We start from the raw sequence: 23,764 nt of genomic DNA, 5'->3' as shown, positions 1-23,764 counted from the left end.
CTGCCGCTGCCCTTCCACGGAGAACCATGACCGACCTTCTGCCCGTCCACGGCCGGATCGCCTGCGACATCTGCCACGCCGCGGCTTCCCAATTCGACACGGTCGCCGCCGGCACCCCCGACTGGCGCATCAGGGCCAACCCGTTGTCTTGGGGCTCCGCGCAGCCGGAGGTGCTCGTCCTGGGCTTCTCGAAGGGGCCGACGCAGGCAGGCGCTCTGGAGCGGACGGAACACGACCTCGTGGCCTTCAAGGGACAGCGGGTCTGGGTCGGTCGCATCCTGGCGCGCCTGGGCGTGATCCCGCCGCTCGCGGATACGGCGGCGATGGCGCGGGTCGTCGACGACATGATCTCCGATCGCCACGGGCGGTTCGCCTTCGGTTCGCTCGTCCGCTGCACCGTCGAGCGCTTCGACGGCACCGTCTGGAAGGGCACCGGCGGCGACATGCTGGGGGGCTTCGTCTCCAACGACTTCGGACTCCGGATCGCCGGCAACTGTGCCCGTCGCCATCTCGGGAGGCTACCCGTTCCGACGCGCCTCGTGGTCCTCATGGGCACCGGTTCCAAGGGCAACTACGTCGATGCGGCCGAGATGCTGGTCCGGGAAGCCCGGGGAGCTCCGACTTCCTGGAGGCGGATCAACGCCGTGGCTTACGGGGACGACGCGACCACCTTCGTCCACACCGTCCATTTTGCCGCCCAGGGCCGCCTGAGGGGCGATTGGTTCGGGCAGACAAGAGCGGACGGATCGCCGCCGGACGCGACTGCCGTGGAATGGGCACGGCTCGCCGCCGAAGCCGCCGCGCAGGCCTTGGCCAAAACCTCCGTCCATGCCGCGGCTTGAGGTGAACGGAATGCGCGCACCTGTTCCGAAGAAGGCCGGGACCCGGATCTTCACGCGCGAGTTCGATTTCGTCGGATCGTCGGCCGCTGTGCTCGACCCGGCGTTTCCGGCCTTCGCGGCGGCGGTCGAACGGCGGGCTTCCGCGGCGCTGCCCTACGAGCGCGAGGGGTTCTCCCGCGATCCCGGCCCGCGCCTGCTCGACGACGCGGCCGTGGTCGCCCTGCCCCGGTTTCAGGGCGGCGAAGACATCGTCGTATCGATCCTGGTCGATCAATCCGGCAACCTGCGTGGCCGGAAGTCGGATGCCGTCGTTCAGTGCGTCGACCGGCTTGCCCTCGCCCTCGAAGGGGCGGGCGTCCCCTTCGAGGTGCTCGGCTTCTCGACGCTGCGCTGGAAGGGCGGCCTGTCGCGCGAGAGGTGGTTGGCGGCGGGAAGGCCTGAATCGCCGGGCCGGCTCTCCGACCTGATGCACGTCGTCCACAAGGAGACGGAGGAGGCCTGGACCAGCGGCTCGCCCGCCCCTCGCGAGCGTCTCGATCTGATGATGCGCTCTCCGTACATGCGCGAGGGGCTCGACGGCGAGGCGATCGCCTGGGCGTTGGACCGTCTCGCCACCCGGGGCCCCTCGAAGCGGGTGCTCGTCGCGGTGGGCGACGCGACCCCGATCGACGACGCCACCCTCCATGCCGAGAGCGAGGCCTTCGTCGTAGCCGATCTGACCCGGGCGATCCGCCGCGCCGCGGTGGAAGGGGTGATCGTCGAGGCGGTGGCGACGAGCAGCGATGCGGCCACGCCGGAGTTCTTTCCGAAGACGACCTACATGCCGCCCCCCGGCGAGGACATGGATCCCGCCGCGGCCGCCGAAGCCGTCGTCGCTGCGCTCGGCCTCGTTCCGGAACCCGCACCTTCGCCCCGGTTCTGACGCGCCGCTACTGGAGCGTGCGCATCTCGCGCGCAGTCGTGCCCAGTACGGATTCCACCACCGGACCGAGCCCGTCTAGAGCACGGAGGTCGGTCTCGCAGTCGCGGACGAGACCTTCGAAGATCTCGATCGCCTCTGCGGTCCGTTCGGGTTCGGCCCCTGCGAGGGCGTCGGCCGACAGCGCATCGTTCATCCGGTGGTGGTGGCGGACCATGATCTCCTCGGTCCGGTCGATGGCGTCGGCCGCAGTGACCGGGTGCCCCGCCTCGCCGATCTCCGCAGCGTAGCCGCGGGCAACCTTTCGCATCCGCTCGCTCATCTCCATCAGACCCGATCGGAGCTCGGCAAGGCGTTCGGAGGAAGGTCTCATCGGGGCGCCTCCAGGTCGGCGGACGTCGACGGCAGGTACGGACGCGTCCGGCGCTTCGGTTCGGGGATGGTGGAGCCTGACGGGTTCGAACCGACGACCTCATGCTTGCAAAGCACGCGCTCTCCCAGCTGAGCTAAGGCCCCACATCCTGGAAGGGGCGATGGCCGCCCCGTTCCTTCAACAGCCCCCAAACGGCGCCCCTGTCAACCGCAGCCTGGGCCCGTACCGCCGTTCCTTCGGGGAACCGGACCACGGGTATCGCCGGTTGTTTCGTTGGCGGATGCAGGGGGAGACGGGATGGCGACGACATATCCGGCCGAGCCGATCGCGGTCTCCGTGCGCAGGCTCGCATCGCGGGCCGTCGGTCGCGACGAGGGACTGCTGGACGACGGGCAGATGCTGGATCTGGCCCGGTCCGCCATCGGCATCCCCGTCCTCTGGGCCACCATGCTCGGTGCGTTCGGCTTCGGCTTCCATGGCGGACCTCTGCTGCCGGCGGTGGTCGGCACCGCTTCGGTGGCCCTGTTCGTCTGCGTGCTGCAGACCATGACGGTGCCGCTGATGATCCTTCCGTCCAGGGTGCTGCGCGCGCTCGGCTACGCCGAAGCCGACGGGCTGGCGGAAGCCGTGCTGGTGCTCGCCGCCGGCGGCGGCCTGGTCGCGGTCAACGCCGCATTCGCCTACCCCTTCTCGCGCGAGTTCCTGCTCGCGCTGGGCGCGGCCTCGGTGATCTACGGCTTCGGGGTCTCTCTCGCGCGCCTGCCGGATCTGCGGCTGCGGGAGCCGATCGCCCCCCAACTCGTGCGGCTGGTCATCCCGTTCCTGCCGGGTCCGATCTGGTTCGTCGCGACCGCCATCGTGCTCGACGTCGCAGAGCGGTTCTCCCTCGGGAGGAGACTGGCGGATCTCGCGACGGCGATCCTGGCCTGAGCGTCAGCGGACGACGCAGTTCCGGAAGGCGGCGTGCGCTGCCGGCAGGAGGTTCTCTCCGCCGGTGGCGTAGTCGATGCGTCCGCCGGACGAGACGTCGACGAGCTTCGTGGAGGCGCCCGGCCGTGGCTGGAAGTCCCGGGGCAGGCGCAGCGCGAGATACACCTCGCCCGGCTCGGCCGAGAAGTCCGCGCCCGCGAGCCGTATCTCGCGGCCGAAGAGCTCGACGCTCCGTCGCGACGCGAACCAGCGGCGGTAGATCTCAACCTCGCGTCCCGTCAGCGGTGCTTCGAAGCGATGGACGAGGACCGCCCTGCGTGTGCCGGTCTCGTCGCAGAGCAGGCTGAGATCGGCCGACCCGTCCGCGGAGCGCGAGACCGCCGCGAGACCGCCCATGAACGTGCGTACCTCCCACGGCGAGAACGTGTTCGGGTTCCAGACGACCCGAAGGCGCCGCAGCTCGTCCGGGTTCAGGACCTCGAGGTCGGCCTTGGACGTGGCGAGGGAGACGAGACGCGCGTCGACGCCCATGCTCGAGGCGTAGTTCACGAGCTGCCCGGTCAGCTCCTGCAGCAATCCCAGCTCGTCCTCGTCGTAGGTCCGGGTGCCGCCCGGAAAGAAGAACCGGTGCACCCCGAAGCGGGACCCGGGCGACACGTCGCGGCGGCGCCCGCCGATGAATGCGAGAGCGCAGGCCGATGCGCAGATGCCGTCCGACTGCCGCCCCGCCTCGTCCAGGCGGCCGATGCGGGTGTCGAACCCGAGGCGCCGGATCGCCCGCCCCAGCTTCAGGCCCCCGAGCAGACGCCCGCCGGGCGAATCCAGCACGAGGATCGTGCCCCGCCCTAGGCCGCGCCGCGCCGCCTCCGCCGACAGGATCTCCGCGGTATCGCTGTCGATGTCGCCCCGCGCGAACACCAGCGTGCAGCCCATGCAGTAGGTCGGTTCGACGACGTCGAAGGTCATGGGAGCGGCCGCGGCCGCCCGGAGCGAGCACGAGGCGGCTAAGATGCCGATCAGGACCGAGGAGAAACGTCGCAAGGCCCTCTCCCGCTGAACTCGGGAAGGTATCGAACGCGCCACTTCCCTTCAATGGCCGAGCCTTTCGGCTTGCATCCCCTTCTGCAACTATCCCTCGATTGCGGAAGGATTCGACATGGCGGTCATCAGGGACGTCTCGGGTGCCGTGCTGGCCGAGGATCCTTCGCTCGATCAGCGGGAGCTCGTCGCCGACCTCGTGCGGCACCGCAAGTCGCTTCGCCGCGCCGATCTCTCGGGGCTCGATCTATCGCGGCTCGACCTGCGCGGCGCATCTCTTCCCGAAGCGAAACTCGACGGCGCGGATCTGAGTCACGCCCTGCTGGACGAGGCGTCGATGCGTGGCGCCTCCCTGGTCGGGGCCAAGCTCAAGGGCGCACGTCTCGACGATGCCGTGTGCGAGGCCGTCCAGGCGGACGGCGCCAATCTCAGCGGCGCGTCCCTGCGGCGGACCTGGCTTCTGGATCTCCGCGCCGTCGGCGCCCGCTTCGACGATGCGGATCTCGCCGGAGCGGACATGGCCGGAGCGCACGTGAAGGGCTCGCATTTCCAGCGGGCCGTGATGCGCGACGTGCGGCTCGCCGATGCGGAACTCTACGGCAACGACTTCCGGGAGGCCGACCTGACCTCCTCCGACGGCGGTCTGCCCCTCAGCCATCGCCCGGACCGCGCGCTCGGCGCGAGGGCGGTCGGTAACAAGTTCTCTCCGAAGGCGGCCATCTGCCCTTCGATGAAGGCCCTTCGGCGCGACACGTGGCTCGGCTGGGCCTCGAACGCCTCGGCGGTCGGGGCGGCCGGCGGACTCGGCAGCTTGGCCGCGCTCGCCGTCATCCCGAACATCGTCGACGCGAAGGTCGGCCTCGACCTTCTGAGCAGCGGCATGTCCGTCATCGCGATGACGACGCTTCCGCTGTTCCTTCGGACCGTCGTCGGCGGCAGGATCAAGGACTACGTCCAGCCGCACATGGACAAGCTCGTCCTGGGCGTCGCCGAGGTCCTCGATCGCACCGCCAAGGCCGGGGTCGCCGCGAAGGACGTAGCGACGCTCATGTGGAGCGGCGGCACGAACGCGCTCCAGAAGGCGGTCGCGGCGACCCGCGAGAAGGCGGGCGCGCGGGGATGGGGCGCCGCCTTCTCAGCCCTGTCCCTCGGTGGCATCAAGGTCGTCTTCTGCGACCGGCGGCATCTCGCGCTCGCGTTGCAGGAGATGTCCCGCCCCCGGCTCGCGGGAAGCCGGGGCGATGCGGAGACCGTGCTGGTGCGCCAGGGCCCTCCGGGCGAGGCGCCGGACGCGCTCCGTCTGCATTCGGACGGCGCCACGACCGCCGTCTACCTGGAAGGCTCCGTGACCTGGTCGCGTCGCGGCGCCCCGACGACCGTCGGGGTCGTTCCGCCGTCCGCCCTCGCCGGCGGCGAGTTCGGTGCCCGGCAGGCGTTCGAGGCCGCACTGTTCGCGGATCACGGCCTGACGCCGATCGCCAAGCACTGGTTCACCAACCACTTCGAAGCCGGGGGGGACGGCAGTCTCCTGGTCGTGGACCACGTCGCGCGCCGGGTGAGCAATCCCGTCGGGCCGGCCGTCCTTCTCAAGGACGATACCACCGTGGCGGTGCTCGACGGCAGCGTCTGGGACGGTCCGAGGAACGCGTGCGGCGGCCCTGCCGGCCGCGAACCCGTGCCGTTCGAGGCTGCGGACGCGATCGAGGTCCCGGACGCCGAACCGGAGCTCGCGCCGGCCCCCCGGTGACGCGGATCGTTAGGATTGTCACGGCTTCGTTCGGCCGGATGAAGGAATGGCGCGGTAGCTTGACGGCTTCCGGCCCGCGGCGGATGTTTGAACGCCGGCGGTCGGGCCGAATCGAAGGAACCGCGCTTGTATCGGCTCGGAAAGAAGGCGATCTCCCAGTTCGTGCAGGGAGGGTGCCGGCTGCGGCTCCGCAACGAGCTGTACCCCGGCGACGCGGCCCGCCTGCGCGCGGGCGTTCCCGCCAAGGACACCCGCAACCCCGGTCTGCTCGTCGCCCACGGCCGGCTCCACGAGCGGACGGCGTTCAGGGAACTCTACGACGTCTTCCCCGGACGCGTCTTCTTCGGTCCTGAAATCGTCGAGGCCGACGACGAGCGCGCGTTCCAGAAGATCGCCCTCGCCGACTACCTGCCGACCGCCGAGGCGGGCGATTTCATCATCGAGGCCGAGTTCGAGGTGGTGCGGACTTTCCGCGAGGCCCACGGCCTCCTCGGCCTGGAGGCCCGCGTTCCCGGCGGAATGCGCTATGCCCGGGTGCGGCCCGACATCGTGGCCGTCGAACCTCCGGTCTCCCGACCGCGGCGCGTCATCCTCGCGGACGGCGACATCGTCGAGGCGCCGTCGACGGACGGTCGTCTCGGCCTCAGGATCGTCGACGTGAAGCTGGCCGGCGAGCCGAGCCCGGCGCATTTCGCCGAGCTGGCCTACTACGGCATGACCCTGGATGCATGGCTGGCCGAGAGCGGGCTCGCCGACCGTTTCGTCGTCCTGGCCGATGCCGGCATCTGGCCGGGCAACCACGAGGGTTCGGCGCTCAAGACGATGCTCGACGCGGCGGGGGGCGTTCCGCCGGACGCGGCCGAGGCGGAGCGCGCCTGGCTCGGCAGCCTGGAGATCCTGCCGGCCGAGGTTGTCGTCGACCGGGTCCGGCGCTTCCTCTCCGCCGATCTGCCCGAAGTCCTGGCCGTCGAGGACTGGCGGACGCTGCCTTGGCACGTCGGGCGGAGCTGCAGCGGCTGCGACTGGCTCGGCTTCGCCTGGACCAGGGACGATCCGGAAGACCCCGCGCCGCCGCCCCCGGCCGACGTGCCGGACGGCGGCAGGGGGGACTACTGCTGGAACCGCGCCGAACGCGAGGGGCACCTGAGCCGCGTTCCCGGCATGACGGCCGGCGCCTGCGGCAAGCTCGCCCGGCGCGGCGTGCACGACGTCGCCGCCTTCGCGGCCCTTCCTTCGGACGATCCGGCCTACGACGACCATCAGGCGTTGAAGGCCGGCCGCGCGGTGCTGCGGCACCGGGCCGAGGCTCTGACCCAGGGTCGGACGATCGGCGTCGCGGATCGTGCCGGCACCTCGGCCGTGCTCCCCAAGTGGGCCGACGCGCGCGTGGCCTTCTCGGTCGACTACGACGTCGCGAGCGGGCTGACCTTCGCGTTCGGGTACAAGCTCGTGGTGGTCTCCGGCGGCATGGCCGCGGAGACCCGCGACGTCGTCGAGATCGTCGGCTCGAAGGACGTGCGCGAGGAGGGGCGCGTGTTCGCCCGGCTCATGGCGCGGCTGCAGACGGATCTGCTGGATGCGGAGCGGATCATCCTGGAAGGGCGCGAGCGCGCCCTCGGCAGGGCCGCCAAGGACAAGGCGAAGCGGCTCGCCCCGACGGTCCAGTTCTACATCTGGGACCGGAACTCGTTCGACCACCTCTCCCGGCTGATGGGGCGCCATCTCGATGCAGTCCGCGAGCCGTCGGCGGAGGGCGTCTCGGCTTCGCCGATGTCCTGGATCTTTCCGGCGGCGCAGCTCCTGAAGGACGCCCGGAACGTCAGCCGCAATTCGCCCGTGACCATCGTATCGGAGGCCGTCAGGCTCCTCGCCGTCGACATCCCGCACCACTATTCGATCCTGGAGGTCGCCGCGCGCTACCAGATGGTCGGGGTCCTGAAGCTCGCGAAGCCGACCCGCCGCTTCCCGGTCAGCACCCTCTTCCGGGACCCCCTCTCCGACCAGATCCCGTCCGAGCGCGGGCTGGAGGTCTGGTCGGGCAGCCGTCTGGTCGAGACCATGGGTCGGGAGGCCCACGGCGAGAAGATCCGCCGGACCGTCCTGGTCAAGCTTGACGCCATGCTCTCCATCGTGCGCCGGCTCACCGACGATCTGGACGAGACGCTCTCGTCCCAGGCTCCGACGATCCGTAGCATCATGCACGACCAGTCGAAGCTCGACGGGGTCAGCGACGACGGCCAGATCATCCGCCAGCACGCCAGGCTGATGAAGGCGGCGGAATCCCTGGACGTCGATCTGGCCATGGCGATGTCGCCCCAGGAGCGCGAGGCGCGGTACCGCAGCATGCGGCTCCTGCGCCGGATCGGAGGCCCCGAACGCGGCACGATGCTGGCGGAACTCGGCGTGCCGGACGGACCGCGCATCCACCTGTTCGAATTCCGCGGGTCGTCGTCGGAGGCCAAGATCAAGGTCGGCGACTTCAACCTCTCCCTCATGCCGGAGGACGATCTGCACCTGCAGCACGTCACGCTCCGCATGCTGAAGAAGGACCATCCCGAGCTCTCGAAGCGGATCAAGGACGATTTCGTCCGCGATTCCAGGCGGCTGCGCGCGAACTGCAACGTGACCATCCTGGCGCTCGACCGGAGACGGCGCGTGGTCGCGGTCGAGGACGACGAGGGCCTGCCGACGATCCTGCACGAGATCGGCGTCTGGAGCCTGGATTTCGACGGCTCGTCCGGCGCCGGCGGGATACTGGACCCGATCGCGCGTGACTTCTTCGTCGGCCCCCGCCTGGAGCCGGCTCTCCGCAGCTTCGGCGTTCCGCCTCTATCCGTGTCGCGGCCACTGTTCGGACGCGGCATCTCGAACGTCGCCCTGCGGCGGTCGACGCGATCGGGTCCGGCGGTGCCTGCCGACCGCTTCGTCTGGGACGCCGACGTCCTGGCCACCGAACCGACGGGCAGGAGCGGAGCGGACGTGCTCGCGTTCCTCGACGGCCTTGGCGAGCGGCCGTTGACGCCGCGGCAGCGGCAGGGCGTCGTCGCCGGCGTCGAACGCCGGTTGAGCCTGCTCTGGGGCCCGCCCGGCACCGGCAAGAGCCGGACGGCGGTGGCGCTCCTGAAGGGTCTGATCGGCGCCGCGCGCGGCCGTCCGCTCAGGATCGCGATCACCGGACCGACCTGGGTCGCCATCGAGAACGTCGCGGCCGAGATGCCGGCCGCGCTGGAGGAGGCGGGCCTGGGGCCGACCGTGCGTCACGTGCGGCTGGCCTCCTCCCGGGCGAGCGCAGGCGACGTCCACGAACGGCTCCGTGCCCACATGCTGGCGCCGAGCGGCTCGAAGGACGACAAGGCGACCAGGGAGCTGCTCGCCGATCTCGACGGAGGATCCCGCCACGTCGTGCTGTCCGGAACGGCCGAACAGATCGCCCGGCTCGTGAAGATCGCCGCCGAGGACAAGGATGCTCCCCGGGCCCCGCTGATCGACTTCATGCTCGTGGACGAGGCCTCCCAGATGGACGTCGCGCACGCCATGGTGGCGCTGACGGCGCTCGCGCCGGGGGCTTCCCTGGTCGTGGTGGGCGACGACCTGCAGATGCCGCCCATCCATCCGGTCGAAGCGCCGGACGGCGCGGCCCATCTCGTCGGCTCGATCTACGACTTCTACCGGCTCTACAGGACCGGCGTGCCCGAGACCGGCATCCTCCCGACGATGCTGGACGTGAACTACCGGTCGAACGCCGAGATCGTCGGCTTCTTCCGGGAGGCCGGGTATGGACCGGACCTGCGCTCCCACGAGACCGGACTGCGCATACGGCTCGCCCCGCCGGCGGCGGGCTCGACCGACGTCGAAAGGATCCTCGATCCGGAGGAGCCCCTGGTCGCCGTCGTCCACGACGACGCCTTCTCAAGCCAGCGCAACGAGGCCGAGGCGGCGTTCGTGGCGGGGCTGGTCGGCCAACTCTACGGACGCATGTACTCGCTCGAGAACCCGGGCATCCTCCTCGACGGCGCGAGCTTCTTCCGGGAGGGCGTCGGCATCGTCACGCCCCACCGCGCCCAGCAGGCGGCGATCCTGGAGCGGCTGGACGCGATCATGCCGCCCGAGGTCGACCGCGAGGCGATGGCGAAGGCCGTCGACACGGTCGAGCGGTTCCAGGGGCAGCAGAAGGCCGCGATGATCGCGAGCTTCGGCATCGGCGACCCCGACCAGATCGCGGCTGAGGAGGAGTTTCTCTTCGGGCTGAACCGCTTCAACGTGATCGTCTCGCGCGCCAGAGCGAAGATGATTGTGGTCATGAGCCGCGGGATGGCCGACCACCTGCCGCGCGAGCTCGCGGTCCTCAGAGGATCGAAGCTCCTCAAGAACTTCGTCGGTCGGCACCTTCCCGTCTCGAGACCGATCCGGGCCGCCGGGCTGGATCGTTGTGAGATCCGGACCGCGCGATCGGCGCGGGACGAACCCGGCATCCCGCTCGAGCGGCTGGTCGCTGCCGAGTGACCGACGCCGCGCACGACATGGCCGTTCCTTCGCGATTTTCGATCCGGCCCGCTACCGTCGGATGGACGTGGATCGCAGGAAATCGCCTTGGCAGCGGACGACGTCGTCCACCGACTTCGTCGACGAGACCCGCTCGATGCGCCCCTGACACCTCCGATCCCCCGTTTCATCTCGAAAAGGCGACCGCCATGCTCGTTCTCGACCGCCCCTCCACCATGGAGCAGGCCCTGGCTCAACGGAACGCGCTCGCCCAAGCGCTGCATCGGCTCGGCATCGGCATCGGTCTGCTCGACGCCACCGTGGCCTGCGACGGCCCCACCCTGTTGATGGCGACCGAAGCCTTCGCGGACCATGCGCTCACCGACGAGATGAGCCATCCCGTCCTGCAGTCGGCGCTGCGCTCCGCATACGCCGCCTCCGAGGACATCGGATCCTCGACCGGGCGGCGCAGCGATCCCCTCTATCAGGTCGTCGAGGGCGCCCTGCTGACCGGAGACGATGATCCGGGGCAGATCCCGGTCCGGCTCGAGGCGCTCGCCGAGATCATCGGCGTGCTCAAACGGCGCATCGAGGACGCCGCGCCCTCCGCAGCCGGCCCGGCGGCCTGAGGAGGTCCGCCATGATCGAGCCCGATCGGATCGCGGCCGCCATCGCGAAGGTCGCCGCCGAAGGGCGCTACGACGGCACCATGGGCAACTGCGCGCGCTTCGCGGTTGCCCTGAACCACGCCCTGGGAGACCTCGGGGAGTACCACTACGTCGACGGCGATCATCCCGAGTACGCCGACCACGTCCTTCTCAAGGTCGGCGACACGTTCTTCGATTCCGCGGGCGCCTCGAACGAGGACGAGGTGGTGGACGAATGGGGCGGTCCGCCGGAGTATTTCGGCGCGGCCGGGGAGGAGTCGCTCGTCCTCCGGCTCGCCGACGACAGCGGGGCGCTGGCCGCTCCGATCGACATGGATGCCCTGGAGAGCGACCTCCGCGACGCGCTCGGTCTCGCCGAGGTCCCGGCACCGGCGGCTTGACGTTCACTCCCCGAGGTAGCGGCCCCGCTTGAGGTAGGCGTCGTGAACGCAGGGCCGCAGGCGTCCCAGGATCCGGTCGGCCTCCGGTCTCGTCCGGTAGGGGCCGACCACCACGACGTCGTAGCCTTCGGCGAACCCGAACTTGCCGCTGAAGTCGTTGAAGGGCTGCAGGCCGCACCGTTTCACCGCCGCCGTCGCGCGGGCCACGGCTTCGGTCTGGAAGTTGGAGTTGTCGGCGTTCCTGAACGAGCCCGCGACGACCCAGATGCCCTCGTCGAGAGCCGAGGCAGGCGTGGGTCGAGCCGCATGGAGGCCGGCCACGACCAGAAGCGCGCCCCCTAGCAGTCGGGGCCCGGGCTTCACGATTTCGGACCGGGGAAGATGCCGGGCGCGTCGGTCGGAGCGAGACCACTCTGAAGGGCGGCGACGGCCGTGCGGTACTGCCGACGAAGGCCCTTCGGCTGCCAAGCTTCGCCCGTCTCCGGATCGTAGAAGTCGTCGTGGATCTCGAAGAAGCTGCCGTAACGTGCCAGCAGGGCTTCGAATTCGTGCGGTTCGAGCTCGCAGCCGACGAGGCCGGCGTACTCGTCCACGGTCAGGGGCATCTCCAGATCGTGCGTGCGCACGATGATCGCCGGCGCACCCGAGATCACGCTGACGACGCCATCGAGCGGCTTCCAGGCGGCGACCATCTCGGGGCCGACGACGAAGGCCATGATCTGCTCGTTCGGACCGAAATGCTCCGTGCCGCTCGCGTGCTCGACCTCGATGTCCAGGACCGGCCGTGCTTCCGGAAGGCGGTTTCGGGGCGATAGATCCGTGTCGCGAGCCATCGACGGCCTCCTCATGATCGGGTGCGGCGGCAGCCTACGCCGCGGGGAGTGAACTTCACCTTTCCGCGGCCGGGCCACAACCGTGTAGGCGTCCGGGATCTTCGGTTCCGAACCGCCGGCGTCCACAACTTGCGACTGGCGGCCGCCGGAAGCAGGCTCGCTGGTGGGCATGTCCGGATGCCGGCCGAGGAGACGTCGATGCTGCTGAACGTCGTGCACGCCAAAGGCAGGATCTTCGTCGACGTTCCCGTGGAGATCGGGCTTCCCGACGAACCCACCCTGCAGGATCTGATCGAGGTCCTGCCCGCCGCGGCGGCCGCCGCCCGGGCATCCGATCCGTCGGGCCATTTCGCGGGTCTCGAGATCGCCGAAGGGGTGCGCCGCGATTGGATCGTCGAAGGACGAGGGGCGAACGGGCAACCCTGGAGTCGGGAGGCGTGGGCCGTACAGCCGGGCGAAGCCGCCCTGCAGGCGGTCGTGGCCCTTCTGGAGGAGACGCGTGCCGTCCGTGTCTCCGACGTTCCCGCCCTCGTCGACGTCATGCGGCACATGACCGTCTCGGCCGTCCTGCCGGGAGATGCCGCGCCGGCCCCCTAATGGCTTGGCCTTTGGCCTTCCCGACGCCGGAGGCGTCGCGAAGGCCCTGCCGGGCAGAGGCGGATCCGGACCACGGCGGCCGGACGTTCCTTCGATTGGTCGTGCCTGCCGTTCTGGCAATGCGTCGACCATCGCGTCTCGCGTCGCCCCGCTCTAAGGTATCGGCAAGGAGCGTTCGATGCCGGCCTACTATCTCGTCGACGACGGCTCTTCCATGCCGCGCTGGTGCGAACTCGGCATCGACGGGTCCGGCTCGTTTTGGATCGACTTCAAGGCTCGCCGCAAGCCGTACGCCGAAGCGCGCCCGCTCGCGGTCGTGGAGGCCCCGAACGATCGCGCCCTCCTGGCGGCCATTCCCCGCGAGATCGCACTCCTCGAGCGCGACTACGCGTTGCGGTTCCTTCTCGACCCCTGGTCCGATCAGGGCTGGATCACGCCGGCGGGGCGGTTCTACGGATGCCGCTTCTACGCGCACGACGACATCGCGTACGCGCTCCTGCACCGTACCGTGCAGGAGCTCGCCGGGGAGGGGTGGGTGCGCGTGCATGCGGACTCGTACCGCACGTCGGAGTACTTCGGCCGGAAGGTGACGCCGGCGCAGGAGAAGACGCTTCGGCAGCTCGGATTCCCCGAGCCCGGGGAGATCGGCGTGCGCAGGCGGTGGTCGGAGCCGGACCGGAACGGTCCGCCGCCCCGCTACGCATACGCGCCGCCCAGGTCGCGGCCTCGGGAGCCGGAGGCGACATCCCCGAAGAGGACGCGCGGCAGTCGCGAACGCGCGGTCCTCGACCTCGCCGCCCGGCTGGCCGACGACCCCTTCTTCCGGCCCCTGTCGGGCGAGGCGCCCCGCGTGATCGCGAGGGTGGGGCCTGGCCGCTGGATGTGGATGCTCGAGTTCGGAGACCTTCATGTCGGCAGCCCCGAACCGCCGGACCTCCTCGCAGCTTCGCCCGGTCTCTACGTTTCCGCTCCGGCTACGGATCAGCTGGAGCTGGAGGCATGGCCGGAACCCGGTGTCGAGGCCTGCCCCGACGCCCGCCGGATCATGGACCGGCAGGCCGCGGCGATGCGGGGGCCCACGCCGTGATCGCCGTCGACCTCGAGATGCCGGAGATCGGTGATCCGGCGATCGCCTACCCGCGCGGCGCGTTCCCGCATCGCCCGGTGTTCGTGGTCGCGGTGCCCCCCGGAGGCGGTGAGGAGGACGCCCGTCTCTTCGCCGTCTGCGTCGATTGGGACAAATCGTCGTTGAAGCTCGGCGGCGCGTTCCACGAGGGGGCCCGTCCGCCGGCCGCGCCCGCGCAGGCCTTCGCGTTGGAGCCGATCGATCCCGATGCCGTGCCGCGCCTCTTCGAACGCGGCGGACATCCGGGCGATCTGCTCGTCGCGGGATCGGGCGGTGATGGCCATGGTCGCGCCGCCAAGGCGGTCCTCGTGTTCATGGATCTCTCGGAAGGCTTCTCGCACTCCGCGAAGGTGTCCACGGCGATCGAGATGCGTCTCTCCCTGGCCCAGGCATTCTCCGGGATGGGCGGCCCGTGGCGCCGGGCGGCCGACCTGCTCGATCCGGCGGCCCTGATGAGGAGCGGAGCTGTGCAGGCCCTCGGCGGCAATCCCCTGACCGCCGAGGGGCACCACAGGCTCATGCTAGAGACATCCGCCGCAGCCGACGCCGGCATGGACGTCGATCGGCATCCGATCCTGGATTTCCGGTCCCTGACGCGTGCGGAGCTCGCCCACGAGATCCGAAGCGATGGCCGGGCCGCCGCCTACGGCGTCCCGGATCTCGATCCCAGGGGGCCGGGAGCCCGGCTGCTGGTGCAGCTGCTCGGCCGCCTGTCCGACGCGATCGAGGCCGGCACGGACGTTGCCCCCGGGATAGATGCGGTACGGCACGGATTGGATGCCGCGCTGGCTGCCGAGGAGGATCCGATCCGGCGCCTCGCGTCGGGCGCGGGGCCAGGGGCGGTCTGCTGGAGGAACCTGTTCGCCCCTGCCGGGCTGATCGGGGCGGCCTACCGCCGAATGGCCGATCCGTCGTGCGATCTGCCGATCGTCGAGGCGGCCGCGACCCTCCCGGACTGGGCGCGGCGCGCGTTCCGGGACCCTGGCGCCATCCTCCGATGTCGCCCGAGGCGCATCGATCACCTCGAAATGATCCTGACCGACCGCCACCGACCGTGGTTCGCGCTCTCCGCCAAGCGGATCTCGGCGGGACCTGCGGTGGCCAAAGCGTTGGCCGCCCTCGATGCCGACCGCCTGGAGACGGTCCTCTCGGGAACCGGTCTCCTCGTCTCTGCGCTCGATGCCATCCCCAACAGCCATCCCCGAGCATCGGAGGCGCGGGGCGCGCTGGCGCTCGGGTGGCGCATCCTCGCACGTGCCGCCTGCGAACGGGATATCCTGGCTCGGGAGGAGATCGAGAATGCCGACCCCGGGATCCCGCAGGTCGCCGTCGGTCTACCCTACGCCGGGGCGTTCGCCATGCCGGCCGCCTACCGACCGATATGGCGAAACCCCGGGATGTAGGCGGAGGAAAGACGGGTACGGCGGGTGCCGGCCGAACGTCATGGGCAATCCACAAAGGAACAGAAAATCGTCGGAGGCTGGACCGGTGAAAAGCAACGGCCCTCGGCGCGCGATTTCACCGTTCGGTGTACGGATCGCGTGGGACGTGGCACATCGCCCAACGCCGCCGGGACATGTCGATCAAATCGCCGGATCGAAGGTGCGAAACGCTCCAAAAAGCCCCCAGTTCCTTTGACACGGCGCCGCCTCCGAATTAGTTCGAAATATGGGAAGGGGTGTCGGGCACTCCTTCGGTGGGTGCCTTGATGTTCGTTCGTTCCTTCCTGCTCGCCACGGCCTCGTGCGTCGCCCTGCTGGGTGCGACCGCGGGTGCCGGCTTGGCGCAGACGGCTCCGGCCCAGACCGACCAGACAGATCCGTCCACGACGGCTCCGTCCAAGGACGTCATGCAGGGGTACGGCAACTTCTTCCGCTACCGCATCGACGGTCTCGATCCGTCCCTCTACGACAACCCGGTCCTGAAGGTCGTCCAGCCCCGCAAGTTCTTCATCGGCGAGAAGGCCGACCTCACCATCAACGTCAAAGGCGGCAACCGCCCCTACGCCTTCTCCCTGATCGGCCCACCTCTCGCCCAGGGCCTCACCTTCGACCCGCGCCTCGGCAATTTCGTGGGCACCTCCAAGGTGCCCTCCGAAGGCACGTACGTGATGGCGGTCCAGGATGCGAAGGGCCGCATCTCGGAGTCCGATCCCTTCGTCGTCACGTGGCTCGACGACTTCGACGAGACCCAGCAGCACGCCTATCCGGTCCAGGCCTTCGTCGGCGACACCGCCCTCCCCTCCCCGCAGCCCATCTTCGACGGATCGGCCACGACCGACGTGGCCGCCAGCGGCTTCGGCGCCTCGGTCGCCGTCCACTTCGATCATCCGATCCGCGCCAAGACCGCCGTCGTCGCCTTCTCCACGGACGCGGACTACGGCTCCTGCTCCTACGACCTCGAAGCCAAGGACGAGGACGCCAACTGGAAGCCGGTCCACCGCGCCCAGTCGCTCGCGTCCGGCGGCGTGCTGTCCGCCTTCAACCTCATGCCGACCCCGCGCTCCGGGTTCGTTTCGGCAGACTGGCGGGTCAAGCTGACCAACAGCTGTCACATGCGCGTCTCCGAGCTGCGCATCGCCTCCTCGCCGCCCAACCCGCCGCCCGCTTGGCAGACGCCCGAAGGCCTCCTCGTGGCCGTCGGCCCCGTGCCGCTCGGCGTCAGCGTCGTAGCCCCGGAGCAGTCGCCGTATTCCGACACGCCCACGGTCTTCGAGCTCGCGTCCGGCTCGACGCTGCCGACCGGGTTCGCGATCCAGCCCAACGGCGATCTCACCGGGCCGACCGGCGAGGGCTTTCCCTACGGCCGGGTGGACTTCACTCTCCGCGCGACCGACGGCATCGGCTACTGGACGGAGCGCAAGTACTACCTGACCCCGGACGCGGTCCCCGCCCGCACGGCATACCCGAACTCCGTGGGCGTCGGCGACGGCGTCGACATCCGCCACGCCATGAACGACGGCGTGACCGACAAGACGGCGCAGTCCGCGACGGTCAAGGCCGGCGGCAACATGCTCTTCGACTACGGACGCTTCGTGCTCGTGACCGGCGGTACGGTCCTGGCCGGCGACAACGTCGGCCAGATGGTCCTCGAGGCCGAGGCGGGTTCGGGCGTCTGGGTCGCGCCGGAGCAGGTGGCGGGCATCGCCAAGCGGTGGCGCCTCGTGAACGAGTCGGGCGACGTGGCGACGGTGCGCGAGGCGCGCCTGGACGCGGCCGACTACAACCACCCGCCGCTGTGGCAGACGCGCTCCGGCGCGTGGATCGTCGGCGACTCCGGCATGAGCATTCCGACGCTCTCGGGCCCCGATTGGGTCGTGCCCGGCGTGGACGTGAAGGGCTTCAACCTCGCGCTGAAGGCCGACGAGCAGACCATCTACTCGAACGAACCCGCCGTTCTGACGCTGGCACCCGGCGCCGCGGTGCCGGACGGCCTCGCGTTCGACGGTGCGTCGCTCCTCCTGGGGCCCGGCGGATCGCTTCCCGCCGGGCGTCTGTCGACGACCATCCGTGCCACCGACGCCCTCGGGTACGTCTCCGACCAGCAGTTCGTGTTCAACCCGGCCAACGTCCGGGCCAATACGGTCGCGCCGGCGGTCACGGGTCCGGGCGGCGACGTCTCGATGGTCCTGAACGACGGGAAGTCGGACGCCTCCGTGGCACTCGCCGCAGGCGACACGCTCGTTTGGGATTTCGGCCGGTTCGTGAACGTGGCGGCTGCCGCCACGGTGATCGCGGACAAGCCCGGCTCGCTCGTTCTGGAAGCGGCCACCAAGGCCGGCTGGGTCGATCCCGTGACGGTCGACGGCATCGCGGTCCGCTGGCGCGTGCGCGCGACGGCGGCGGTCAGCGTCCAGGAGTACCGTCTCGACGGGGCGTCCCCGATCCTGATCCCCACGTTCTCGCCGAACTCGACGCTCCGCACCGTCGACCAAGGGGGCGTGGACGGCTCGGGCCAGCTTCAGCTCCCGGTCACCGCCACCGCGCGCAATCCCTACACCTCGTCCGCCACGACGATCTCGGTCGCCGGGACCGCGCCCGCGGGCTTCTCGTTTGCGAACGGCGCGATACGGGTCCCGCCGGGCGAGAGCTTCCAGGCCGGTCTCCAATCGGTGACCCTGCAGGCCGTCGACAACCTGGGCGTCTCCGCGACCCAGACCTATGCCTTCCAGCCGGCCTCGCTCCGGGCCTCGACGCTCGTGCCGCAGACGCGCGACGCGTCCGGCAACGATGCCTACTTCGTCCTCTACGACGGCGTGACGGGATCCACCGCGCGCTCGATCCATCTCGACGCCGGTCAGGCGATCACCTTCACCTTCCAGCGCTACGCGCAGGTCGCCGTCGCCAACGCGGTCGATGCCACCGATCCGTCCCTGCTCGTCTTCGAGGCGCAGACCGCGGACGGCTGGGTGCCGGCGGCCAGCGTCAATTCGATCGCCAAGGCCTTCCGCGCCCGTGCGACCGCCTCGGTCGACGTCCGCGAGTACCGCCTCGACGGCGCCGCCGTGCCCGGAGCCCCGACCTGGGGCACGGCGGCCGGTCCGTACGTGGCCGACGACAGTCGTCTGAACGGGCGGCCGAACCTCACGCTGCCGATCCAAGCCCAGGTCAACAACACGCTCGCCGATCCCACGCCGATCCTGACCGTGCAGGGCAGCCTGCCGGACGCCTTCACGTTCTCGGCCAATACGATCACCGCGCCGCGCGGCTCCAACTTCGCCGCCGGCCGCCAGACCGTGGTCCTGCGCGCCTCGGATTCGACCGGCTTCTACGCGGACCGTTCGTTCGTCTTCAATCCGTCGTCCACCCCCGCGCAGCCGATCAAGCCCGACGTCCGGGATCCGGCAGGCAACGACGTCTTCGGCGTGCTCGCCGACGGGCGGGCGGAGTCCGGCGTCGCCCTGACGGACGGGCAGTCGGTCGTCCTCGCCTACGGCAGCGACTACGTGAATGCATCGCGCCCGGCCGTCGTGACCGCCACCGGCGGAACGGTCGTCGTCGAGGCGGAGACCGCGAGCGGCTGGGTTCCGGCCGCCGACGTCGACTGGATCGCCCGGCGCTTCCGCGTGCGCTCCATCGGCGCGACCTTCCTCTCCGAGGCCCGTCTGGACGGTCTCCCGGCCCAGTACGGTCCCTACTGGAACAACCGGTTCCCGGATGGACCGGTCACCATTGCCGATCCGGGCACGATCGCGCTCTCGGCAACTCCGCAGTCGACCTTCTCCGACCGTTCCACCATCGTCTATTCGGCTCCGAGCCAGCTTCCGAAGGGCTTCTCCCTGTCCGGCAGCACGCTCTCGATTCCCACCGGCGAAAGCCTGCCCGCCGGCTACACGCCGATAACCGTCCGCGCGACCGACAACGTCGGCATCTACAGCGACATGGTCGTGCCGCTGCAGCCTGCCGCGCCCCGGGCTTTCGGCGTCCGCTCGTCCATCGTCGATCCGACCGGCAAGGACGTCTACACGATCATGACCGACGGTGCGGTCGGCGCGACCGCCCCGGGCGTCCAGCTGGCCGTCGGCGACTCGGTCGTTCTGGACTACGGCCAATACGTCTATCTGTACGCTCCCAGCGTCATCGACGCGTCCGCCACGGTGGCCGTCGAAGCGGAGACGGCGGACGGCTGGGTCGCCTCGTCCACCGTAAACAACCGCGCCAAGCGGTTCCGCATCCGCGCCACCTCCGCAGGCCTGCTGCGCGAGGCGCGCCTCGACGGCCTCGAGGTACAGGCTCCGCCGGCCTGGACCACCGCGGGCGATCTGCGCACGATCGATCAATCCGGCCTCAAGCTGGTCCTCTCGACCACTCTGCGCTCGCGCTTCGGCGCGCCGATCACCTACGCTCCGACCACGACTCTTCCGACCGGCTTCTCGATCACGTCGGCCGGCACCCTCGGTGCGCCTCCCGGCGAGAGCTTCCCCACCGGCTTCGTCTCCTTCGTGGTCCGCGCGTCCGACGCGGTCGGGTTCACCGCCGACCAGACCTTCTCGTTCGCACCGGCCGCGGTCCGCTCCAACACGCTGCCCCCAACCTCCATCACGGACCCGAGCGGCGCGAGCGTCATCCAGGTCCTGAACGACGACGTTAAGGGGACCTCGGCCCCCGGCGTCGCGCTGACCGCAGGCCAGTCCGTGGTCTGGACCTTCCCCCGCTACGTGAAGATCGTTCCGTCGGCCTCCATCGTCGACGCGACGAACGCGGCCGCGCTGGTGCTGGAGACCGACGGCGGGTCCGCCGGCTGGGTCGCTTCGACCTCGCTCGACACCGGCAAGCGGTTCCGGATCCGCGCGACTGCGGCGACCACCGTGCGCGAGTACCGCCTGGACGGCGTCGGCGCCTTCGTGCTGCCGACCTACGTGACCGCGCCCGGGTCGTACGAGACGAGTTCCACCGCCGTGTCCGGCCAGACCGGCCTCGCGCTGCAAGTCGTAGCCACCAACAACTCGCCGTACGCCGGCGCGATGACCTACGCGCTCTTGCCCGGTTCGAGCATTCCCTCGGGCTTCTCGCTGACCGCGGACGGCACCGTCACGGTGCCCTCGGCCGACGCGTTCCCGGCCGGCAAGGTATCGGTGCCGGTCCGGGCCACGGATCCGGTCGGCAACGCCGTCGACCGCACCTTCCTATTCCATACGCTGGGCGTCTCCGCCGCGACGGTGGCCCCGAAGACGATCGTCGACGGTTCCGGCAAGGACGTCCGGGTCGCGATGCTCGACGGCCGCACCGACGCGTCGGATGCCTCCACCGTCCTCGCAGCCGGCCAGAGCCTCGTCTACGATTACGGCACGCAGTGGGTCCGCGTGGCCGCAGCCTCGACCTTCGATGTCGTGCCGACGGGCGCGGTTCTCGAGACGGTCGCCGCCGACGGCTCCTGGGTGCAGATGACAGCCACTCCGGCCTCGGCCTTCCCCGCTGCCGTGCAGGACCAGGGCGGCCGCCGCTTCCGCGTCCGCCAGATCAGCGGCACCTCGACCCTGCGCGAGGCCCGCCTTGGCGGTCTCCCTCAGCTCGGGCCGATCTGGTCGACCGCCGCGACCGCGCGCACCGTCTCGCAGACCACGATCCAAGGCCTGACGCCCGACAGCCTTACGCTGCCGCTCGCCAGTTCGAAAAGCGCCGTCACCGTCTCGCCGGTCTCGTACGCGTGGGTGCAGACCTTCACGCCGCCGGACGGCTTCGCGCTGACCGCGGGCGGCGCCCTAACGGCTCCGCAGGGTGAAAGCTTCCCCTACGGCCGGATCGAGGCCGCCGTGCGCGCCACGACAGACGACTACACGGCCGACCGGACCTTCGTGCTGAACCCCGCCTCCGTCCGCCTGGGCACGGTCGCCCCCACCTCCGTCCTAGACAAGAGCGGCAACTCGGTCGTCGTGCCGCTCTACGACGGCGCCACCGGAACGTCGGCCACGGGCGTCACGCTCGCCGCCGGCGACACCATCGTCTGGACCTACCCGCGCTACGTGCAGAACGTCGCCGCAGCGGTCACTGACGGCGTCAATCTCGGCAACGTCGTCCTGGAGGTCGAGCGGACCTCCGGCGAATGGGTCGTGCCCTCGACCATGGATTCGATCGGCCGCCGTTGGCGTCTGCGGGCGACCGGTGCCGCCACCCTGCGCGAGTACCGCCTCGACGGTGCCGGCACCTTCCTCTCCCCGGTCTGGGTTTCGGCGGGCGGCACGCGCGTGGTGACCCAGACCGGCATCGCCGGCACCACGCCGGCGGCCCTCTCGATGCAGCTGCAGGCGACGAACCGCTCGCTGCGTCCGAGCGATCCCCTCGCCTACGCTCTGGCCCCGACGTCGGCGCCGCTGCCGGCCGGGTTCTCCCTGACCTCGACGGGCGTGCTGACCGCGCCCGCGGCGACCGATTTCACCGCCGGCACCATCAACTTCACCCTCCGCGTCACCGACACGCTCGGCTTCTTCACGGATCAGGCCTTCAACTTCACGCCCGAAGTCGTGGCGATGACGGCCCAGCTGCCGTCCTCGGTCACCGCCCCCAACGGCAGCGACGTGTTCGTGGCGCTCTACTCCGGACTCAACGACCAGACCGTGCCGGTCGCGACGGGCCAGTCCATCACCTACACCTTCCCGCGCTACGTCAGCCCGACCGGAGCGTCGGTGTTCGTGGGCCTGTCGACCAACCCGGCCGTCGTCCTCGAAACTCCGGCGCAGGACGGATCCTGGGCCACGGTGTTCGCCGCCAACCTTGGCACGACCGCTCCCGCGGGCCAGACGGCCGCCACCGCCTACGGCAAGGTCTACCGCCTCCGCAACACCGTCGCGACCACCCAGAACCTCACCACGGCCCGCCTCGGCGGCGTGCCGGCGCTGGCGCCGGTCTGGAACACTCCGATCCAGAACCAGCAGTACTACACGGTCAACCAGACAACGATCACCTACACCCTGAACTCGACGAAAGTCGGCGCCGGCCTCCAGATGCCTCTTTCGGCCACGATGCAGGCCTCCGGCGGCACCGGCCTGTCCTACGCGCCGACCCCCGGCACCACCCTGCCGACGGGCTTCTCGGTGTCGTCTGACGGCACGCTCACCGTCCCGGCCGGCGAGAGCTTCCCGGGTGCGTTCCCGCAGATCGCGATCCGCGTCACGGACACCAAGGGCTTCTACAACGACCGCGTCTTCCCGTTCTATCCGGCCTACACGCAGGCCGCCCTCACGCTGCCGACCGTGGTGACCGCGCCCGACGGATCCGACGCCTTCACGATCCTCTACGATGGCAACCTCGACCGCACGGTCTCGATCGCACCGGGCCAGTCCGCGGCCTGGACATTCCCCAACTACGTCTCCGTGAGCAACGCGTCCTTCGCAGTGTCGAACACCGTAGGCTCGGCGTCGCTGGTCCTTGAGAACCTCAAGGCTGACGGGACCTGGGGATCGATCGAGACCTGGAATGTCTCGGGATCCACGATCCAGCGCGTGAGTGCCGGAACGTTCCCCGCCTACATCGGCCGCCAATGGAGGCTGCGCAACTCCGGCGCGACCGGCACCGCGGTCCTGGCCGAGTTCCGCATCGACGGAGCCGCTCAACAGACTCCGTCGATCACGACCGCCTCGGGCCCGTGGGAGGTGACCCAGTCTCAGATCACCGGCGCGACCCCGGCCGCGCTGTCCCTCCAGCTTGCTGCGACCAAGACCTATTCGGGTGCGACCAGCGCGTTCACGTGGTCGCTGTCGCCGAACTCCATGGCGTTGCCCGCAAACTTCGGCCTTTCGTCATCGGGGCTGGTCGTGGTTCCGCAGGGCGAGCAGTTCGGGTTCGGCTCCATACATGTAGCGGCGCGCAATCGAACTGTGGCGGAGGCGCAATCGAGGGCGTTTTCCGGCGCACGATCGGTGAGACTGGAGACGGTCTCCGACGCACATTCCGTGAGACTGGGCGCACGATCGGTGAGACCGACGCGAGATCATCCGAGCCGACGCACGCTGCGTGAGACGGATCAGGTCGGCAGGCAAGATGAGCCTGTTATCCGACGCGTGTAGGTCCCTTCCTGTTGCCTGACTTGGCCGTGCTGCCGGCAGCCGCCAGGGCGGCGATCAACGCCTCACGTGGGACCGTGACGGTCACGAAGCGGTTCTTCTCGGGATCGCGATCCTCGGTTGCGGTCATCGTGATCTGGATCGTGGTCGCGCTCATGGCGACATCGAGCAGGACGGGATCGTCTTCGAAGTCCACCTCATACCGCCGGCCGCCGGCTTGTCGGAGAATGGCGAACATGGGCGATCTCTTTTCCGGACCAGGCGCCGTTCATCCGGCCCCTGGCCGTAGCGCCTCACGCACCACGACGACAAGGAAAACGGCCGGTTTTC

At 70.0% G+C, this 23,764-nt stretch carries 16 protein-coding genes and 1 tRNA gene; 11 read left to right on the top strand and 6 right to left on the bottom strand.

What is annotated here, in order from left to right:
- The first annotated feature begins 26 nt into the window (after positions 1-26).
- On the top strand, positions 27-842 hold the full coding sequence (locus PQI07_RS26680; RefSeq protein WP_274928055.1) for a hypothetical protein: 816 nt from the start codon (positions 27-29) through the stop codon (positions 840-842).
- A 10-nt stretch (positions 843-852) separates the two neighbouring features.
- Positions 853-1,764: a cobaltochelatase CobT-related protein gene (locus tag PQI07_RS26675; RefSeq protein WP_274928054.1), complete on the top strand. Its 912-nt coding sequence runs from the start codon at positions 853-855 to the stop codon at positions 1,762-1,764.
- A gap of 7 nt (positions 1,765-1,771) precedes the next feature.
- Here PQI07_RS26675 and PQI07_RS26670 read toward each other — a convergent pair whose 3' ends face one another.
- Both PQI07_RS26670 and PQI07_RS26665 read right to left on the bottom strand, forming a co-directional pair.
- A complete protein-coding gene (locus PQI07_RS26670; protein ID WP_274928053.1) occupies positions 1,772-2,134 on the bottom strand; it encodes a hypothetical protein in 363 nt (120 codons plus the stop codon).
- A 67-nt stretch (positions 2,135-2,201) separates the two neighbouring features.
- A tRNA-Ala gene (locus PQI07_RS26665) sits at positions 2,202-2,277 on the bottom strand.
- Between the two features lie 154 nt (positions 2,278-2,431).
- Here PQI07_RS26665 and PQI07_RS26660 point away from each other — a divergent pair.
- The gene (locus tag PQI07_RS26660) at positions 2,432-3,064 is read left to right on the top strand and encodes a hypothetical protein (protein ID WP_274928052.1); all 633 of its coding nucleotides are present in this window, start codon (positions 2,432-2,434) and stop codon (positions 3,062-3,064) included.
- Positions 3,065-3,067: 3 nt separating this feature from the next.
- Here PQI07_RS26660 and PQI07_RS26655 read toward each other — a convergent pair whose 3' ends face one another.
- Positions 3,068-4,105: a COG3904 family protein gene (locus tag PQI07_RS26655; RefSeq protein WP_274928051.1), complete on the bottom strand. Its 1,038-nt coding sequence runs from the start codon at positions 4,103-4,105 to the stop codon at positions 3,068-3,070.
- A 115-nt stretch (positions 4,106-4,220) separates the two neighbouring features.
- Here PQI07_RS26655 and PQI07_RS26650 point away from each other — a divergent pair, with 115 nt between their 5' ends.
- The 4 genes from PQI07_RS26650 (at position 4,221) to PQI07_RS26635 (ending at position 11,379) form a co-directional block, all read left to right on the top strand.
- Complete coding sequence (locus tag PQI07_RS26650) at positions 4,221-5,849, top strand: pentapeptide repeat-containing protein (protein WP_274928050.1); 1,629 nt, start codon at positions 4,221-4,223, stop codon at positions 5,847-5,849.
- Positions 5,850-5,975: 126 nt separating this feature from the next.
- A complete protein-coding gene (locus PQI07_RS26645; protein ID WP_274928049.1) occupies positions 5,976-10,352 on the top strand; it encodes a bifunctional RecB family nuclease/DEAD/DEAH box helicase in 4,377 nt (1,458 codons plus the stop codon).
- Complete coding sequence (locus PQI07_RS26640) at positions 10,349-10,960, top strand: hypothetical protein (RefSeq protein WP_274928048.1); 612 nt, start codon at positions 10,349-10,351, stop codon at positions 10,958-10,960. The genes PQI07_RS26645 and PQI07_RS26640 overlap by 4 nt, the downstream gene beginning before the upstream one ends.
- Positions 10,961-10,971: 11 nt before the next feature.
- Positions 10,972-11,379, top strand: a complete 408-nt coding sequence (locus PQI07_RS26635) for a hypothetical protein (RefSeq protein WP_274928047.1) — start codon at positions 10,972-10,974, stop codon at positions 11,377-11,379.
- 3 nt (positions 11,380-11,382) lie between these two features.
- Here the strand turns inward: PQI07_RS26635 and PQI07_RS26630 are convergent, their stop codons facing one another.
- Both PQI07_RS26630 and PQI07_RS26625 read right to left on the bottom strand, forming a co-directional pair.
- Positions 11,383-11,742 (bottom strand): SPOR domain-containing protein, encoded by a 360-nt coding sequence (locus PQI07_RS26630; RefSeq protein WP_274928046.1) that lies wholly within the window; start codon positions 11,740-11,742, stop codon positions 11,383-11,385.
- On the bottom strand, positions 11,739-12,212 hold the full coding sequence (locus tag PQI07_RS26625) for a hypothetical protein (RefSeq protein ID WP_274928045.1): 474 nt from the start codon (positions 12,210-12,212) through the stop codon (positions 11,739-11,741). Before PQI07_RS26625 ends, PQI07_RS26630 begins: the two co-directional genes overlap by 4 nt.
- 198 nt (positions 12,213-12,410) lie before the next feature.
- Between PQI07_RS26625 and PQI07_RS26620 the strand changes: the two genes are divergently transcribed.
- From PQI07_RS26620 to PQI07_RS26605, 4 genes are all read left to right on the top strand, one after another.
- On the top strand, positions 12,411-12,809 hold the full coding sequence (locus PQI07_RS26620) for a hypothetical protein (RefSeq protein WP_274928044.1): 399 nt from the start codon (positions 12,411-12,413) through the stop codon (positions 12,807-12,809).
- A gap of 178 nt (positions 12,810-12,987) precedes the next feature.
- A complete protein-coding gene (locus PQI07_RS26615) occupies positions 12,988-13,896 on the top strand; it encodes a hypothetical protein (RefSeq protein ID WP_274928043.1) in 909 nt (302 codons plus the stop codon).
- Positions 13,893-15,338, top strand: a complete 1,446-nt coding sequence (locus PQI07_RS26610; RefSeq protein ID WP_274928042.1) for a hypothetical protein — start codon at positions 13,893-13,895, stop codon at positions 15,336-15,338. Before PQI07_RS26615 ends, PQI07_RS26610 begins: the two co-directional genes overlap by 4 nt.
- Positions 15,339-15,643: 305 nt before the next feature.
- Complete coding sequence (locus PQI07_RS26605; protein ID WP_274928041.1) at positions 15,644-23,437, top strand: putative Ig domain-containing protein; 7,794 nt, start codon at positions 15,644-15,646, stop codon at positions 23,435-23,437.
- On the opposite strand, the gene PQI07_RS26600 is transcribed toward PQI07_RS26605, so the two are convergent.
- Complete coding sequence (locus PQI07_RS26600; RefSeq protein WP_053609012.1) at positions 23,421-23,672, bottom strand: hypothetical protein; 252 nt, start codon at positions 23,670-23,672, stop codon at positions 23,421-23,423. The two genes, PQI07_RS26605 and PQI07_RS26600, sit on opposite strands and share 17 nt — an antisense overlap.
- Positions 23,673-23,764 lie beyond the last annotated feature (92 nt).

It is taken from the genome of Methylobacterium sp. 092160098-2, assembly GCF_028920805.1.
Classification (GTDB): domain Bacteria; phylum Pseudomonadota; class Alphaproteobacteria; order Rhizobiales; family Beijerinckiaceae; genus Methylobacterium; species Methylobacterium fujisawaense.
Note: the sequence above shows the minus strand (reverse complement) of the source record. Positions and strands in the feature narration are given on the sequence as shown.

Excerpts from the sequence above, each read along its gene's own strand:
- PQI07_RS26680 (WP_274928055.1), top strand. The coding sequence starts at position 27 with ATGACCGACCTTCTGCCCGTCCACGGCCGGATCGCCTGCGACATCTGC.
- PQI07_RS26675 (WP_274928054.1), top strand. The coding sequence starts at position 853 with ATGCGCGCACCTGTTCCGAAGAAGGCCGGGACCCGGATCTTCACGCGC.
- PQI07_RS26670 (WP_274928053.1), bottom strand. The coding sequence starts at position 2,134 with ATGAGACCTTCCTCCGAACGCCTTGCCGAGCTCCGATCGGGTCTGATG.
- PQI07_RS26660 (WP_274928052.1), top strand. The coding sequence starts at position 2,432 with ATGGCGACGACATATCCGGCCGAGCCGATCGCGGTCTCCGTGCGCAGG.
- PQI07_RS26650 (WP_274928050.1), top strand. The coding sequence starts at position 4,221 with ATGGCGGTCATCAGGGACGTCTCGGGTGCCGTGCTGGCCGAGGATCCT.
- PQI07_RS26635 (WP_274928047.1), top strand. The coding sequence starts at position 10,972 with ATGATCGAGCCCGATCGGATCGCGGCCGCCATCGCGAAGGTCGCCGCC.
- PQI07_RS26625 (WP_274928045.1), bottom strand. The coding sequence starts at position 12,212 with ATGGCTCGCGACACGGATCTATCGCCCCGAAACCGCCTTCCGGAAGCA.
- PQI07_RS26620 (WP_274928044.1), top strand. The coding sequence starts at position 12,411 with ATGCTGCTGAACGTCGTGCACGCCAAAGGCAGGATCTTCGTCGACGTT.
- PQI07_RS26615 (WP_274928043.1), top strand. The coding sequence starts at position 12,988 with ATGCCGGCCTACTATCTCGTCGACGACGGCTCTTCCATGCCGCGCTGG.
- PQI07_RS26605 (WP_274928041.1), top strand. The coding sequence starts at position 15,644 with ATGTTCGTTCGTTCCTTCCTGCTCGCCACGGCCTCGTGCGTCGCCCTG.
- PQI07_RS26600 (WP_053609012.1), bottom strand. The coding sequence starts at position 23,672 with ATGTTCGCCATTCTCCGACAAGCCGGCGGCCGGCGGTATGAGGTGGAC.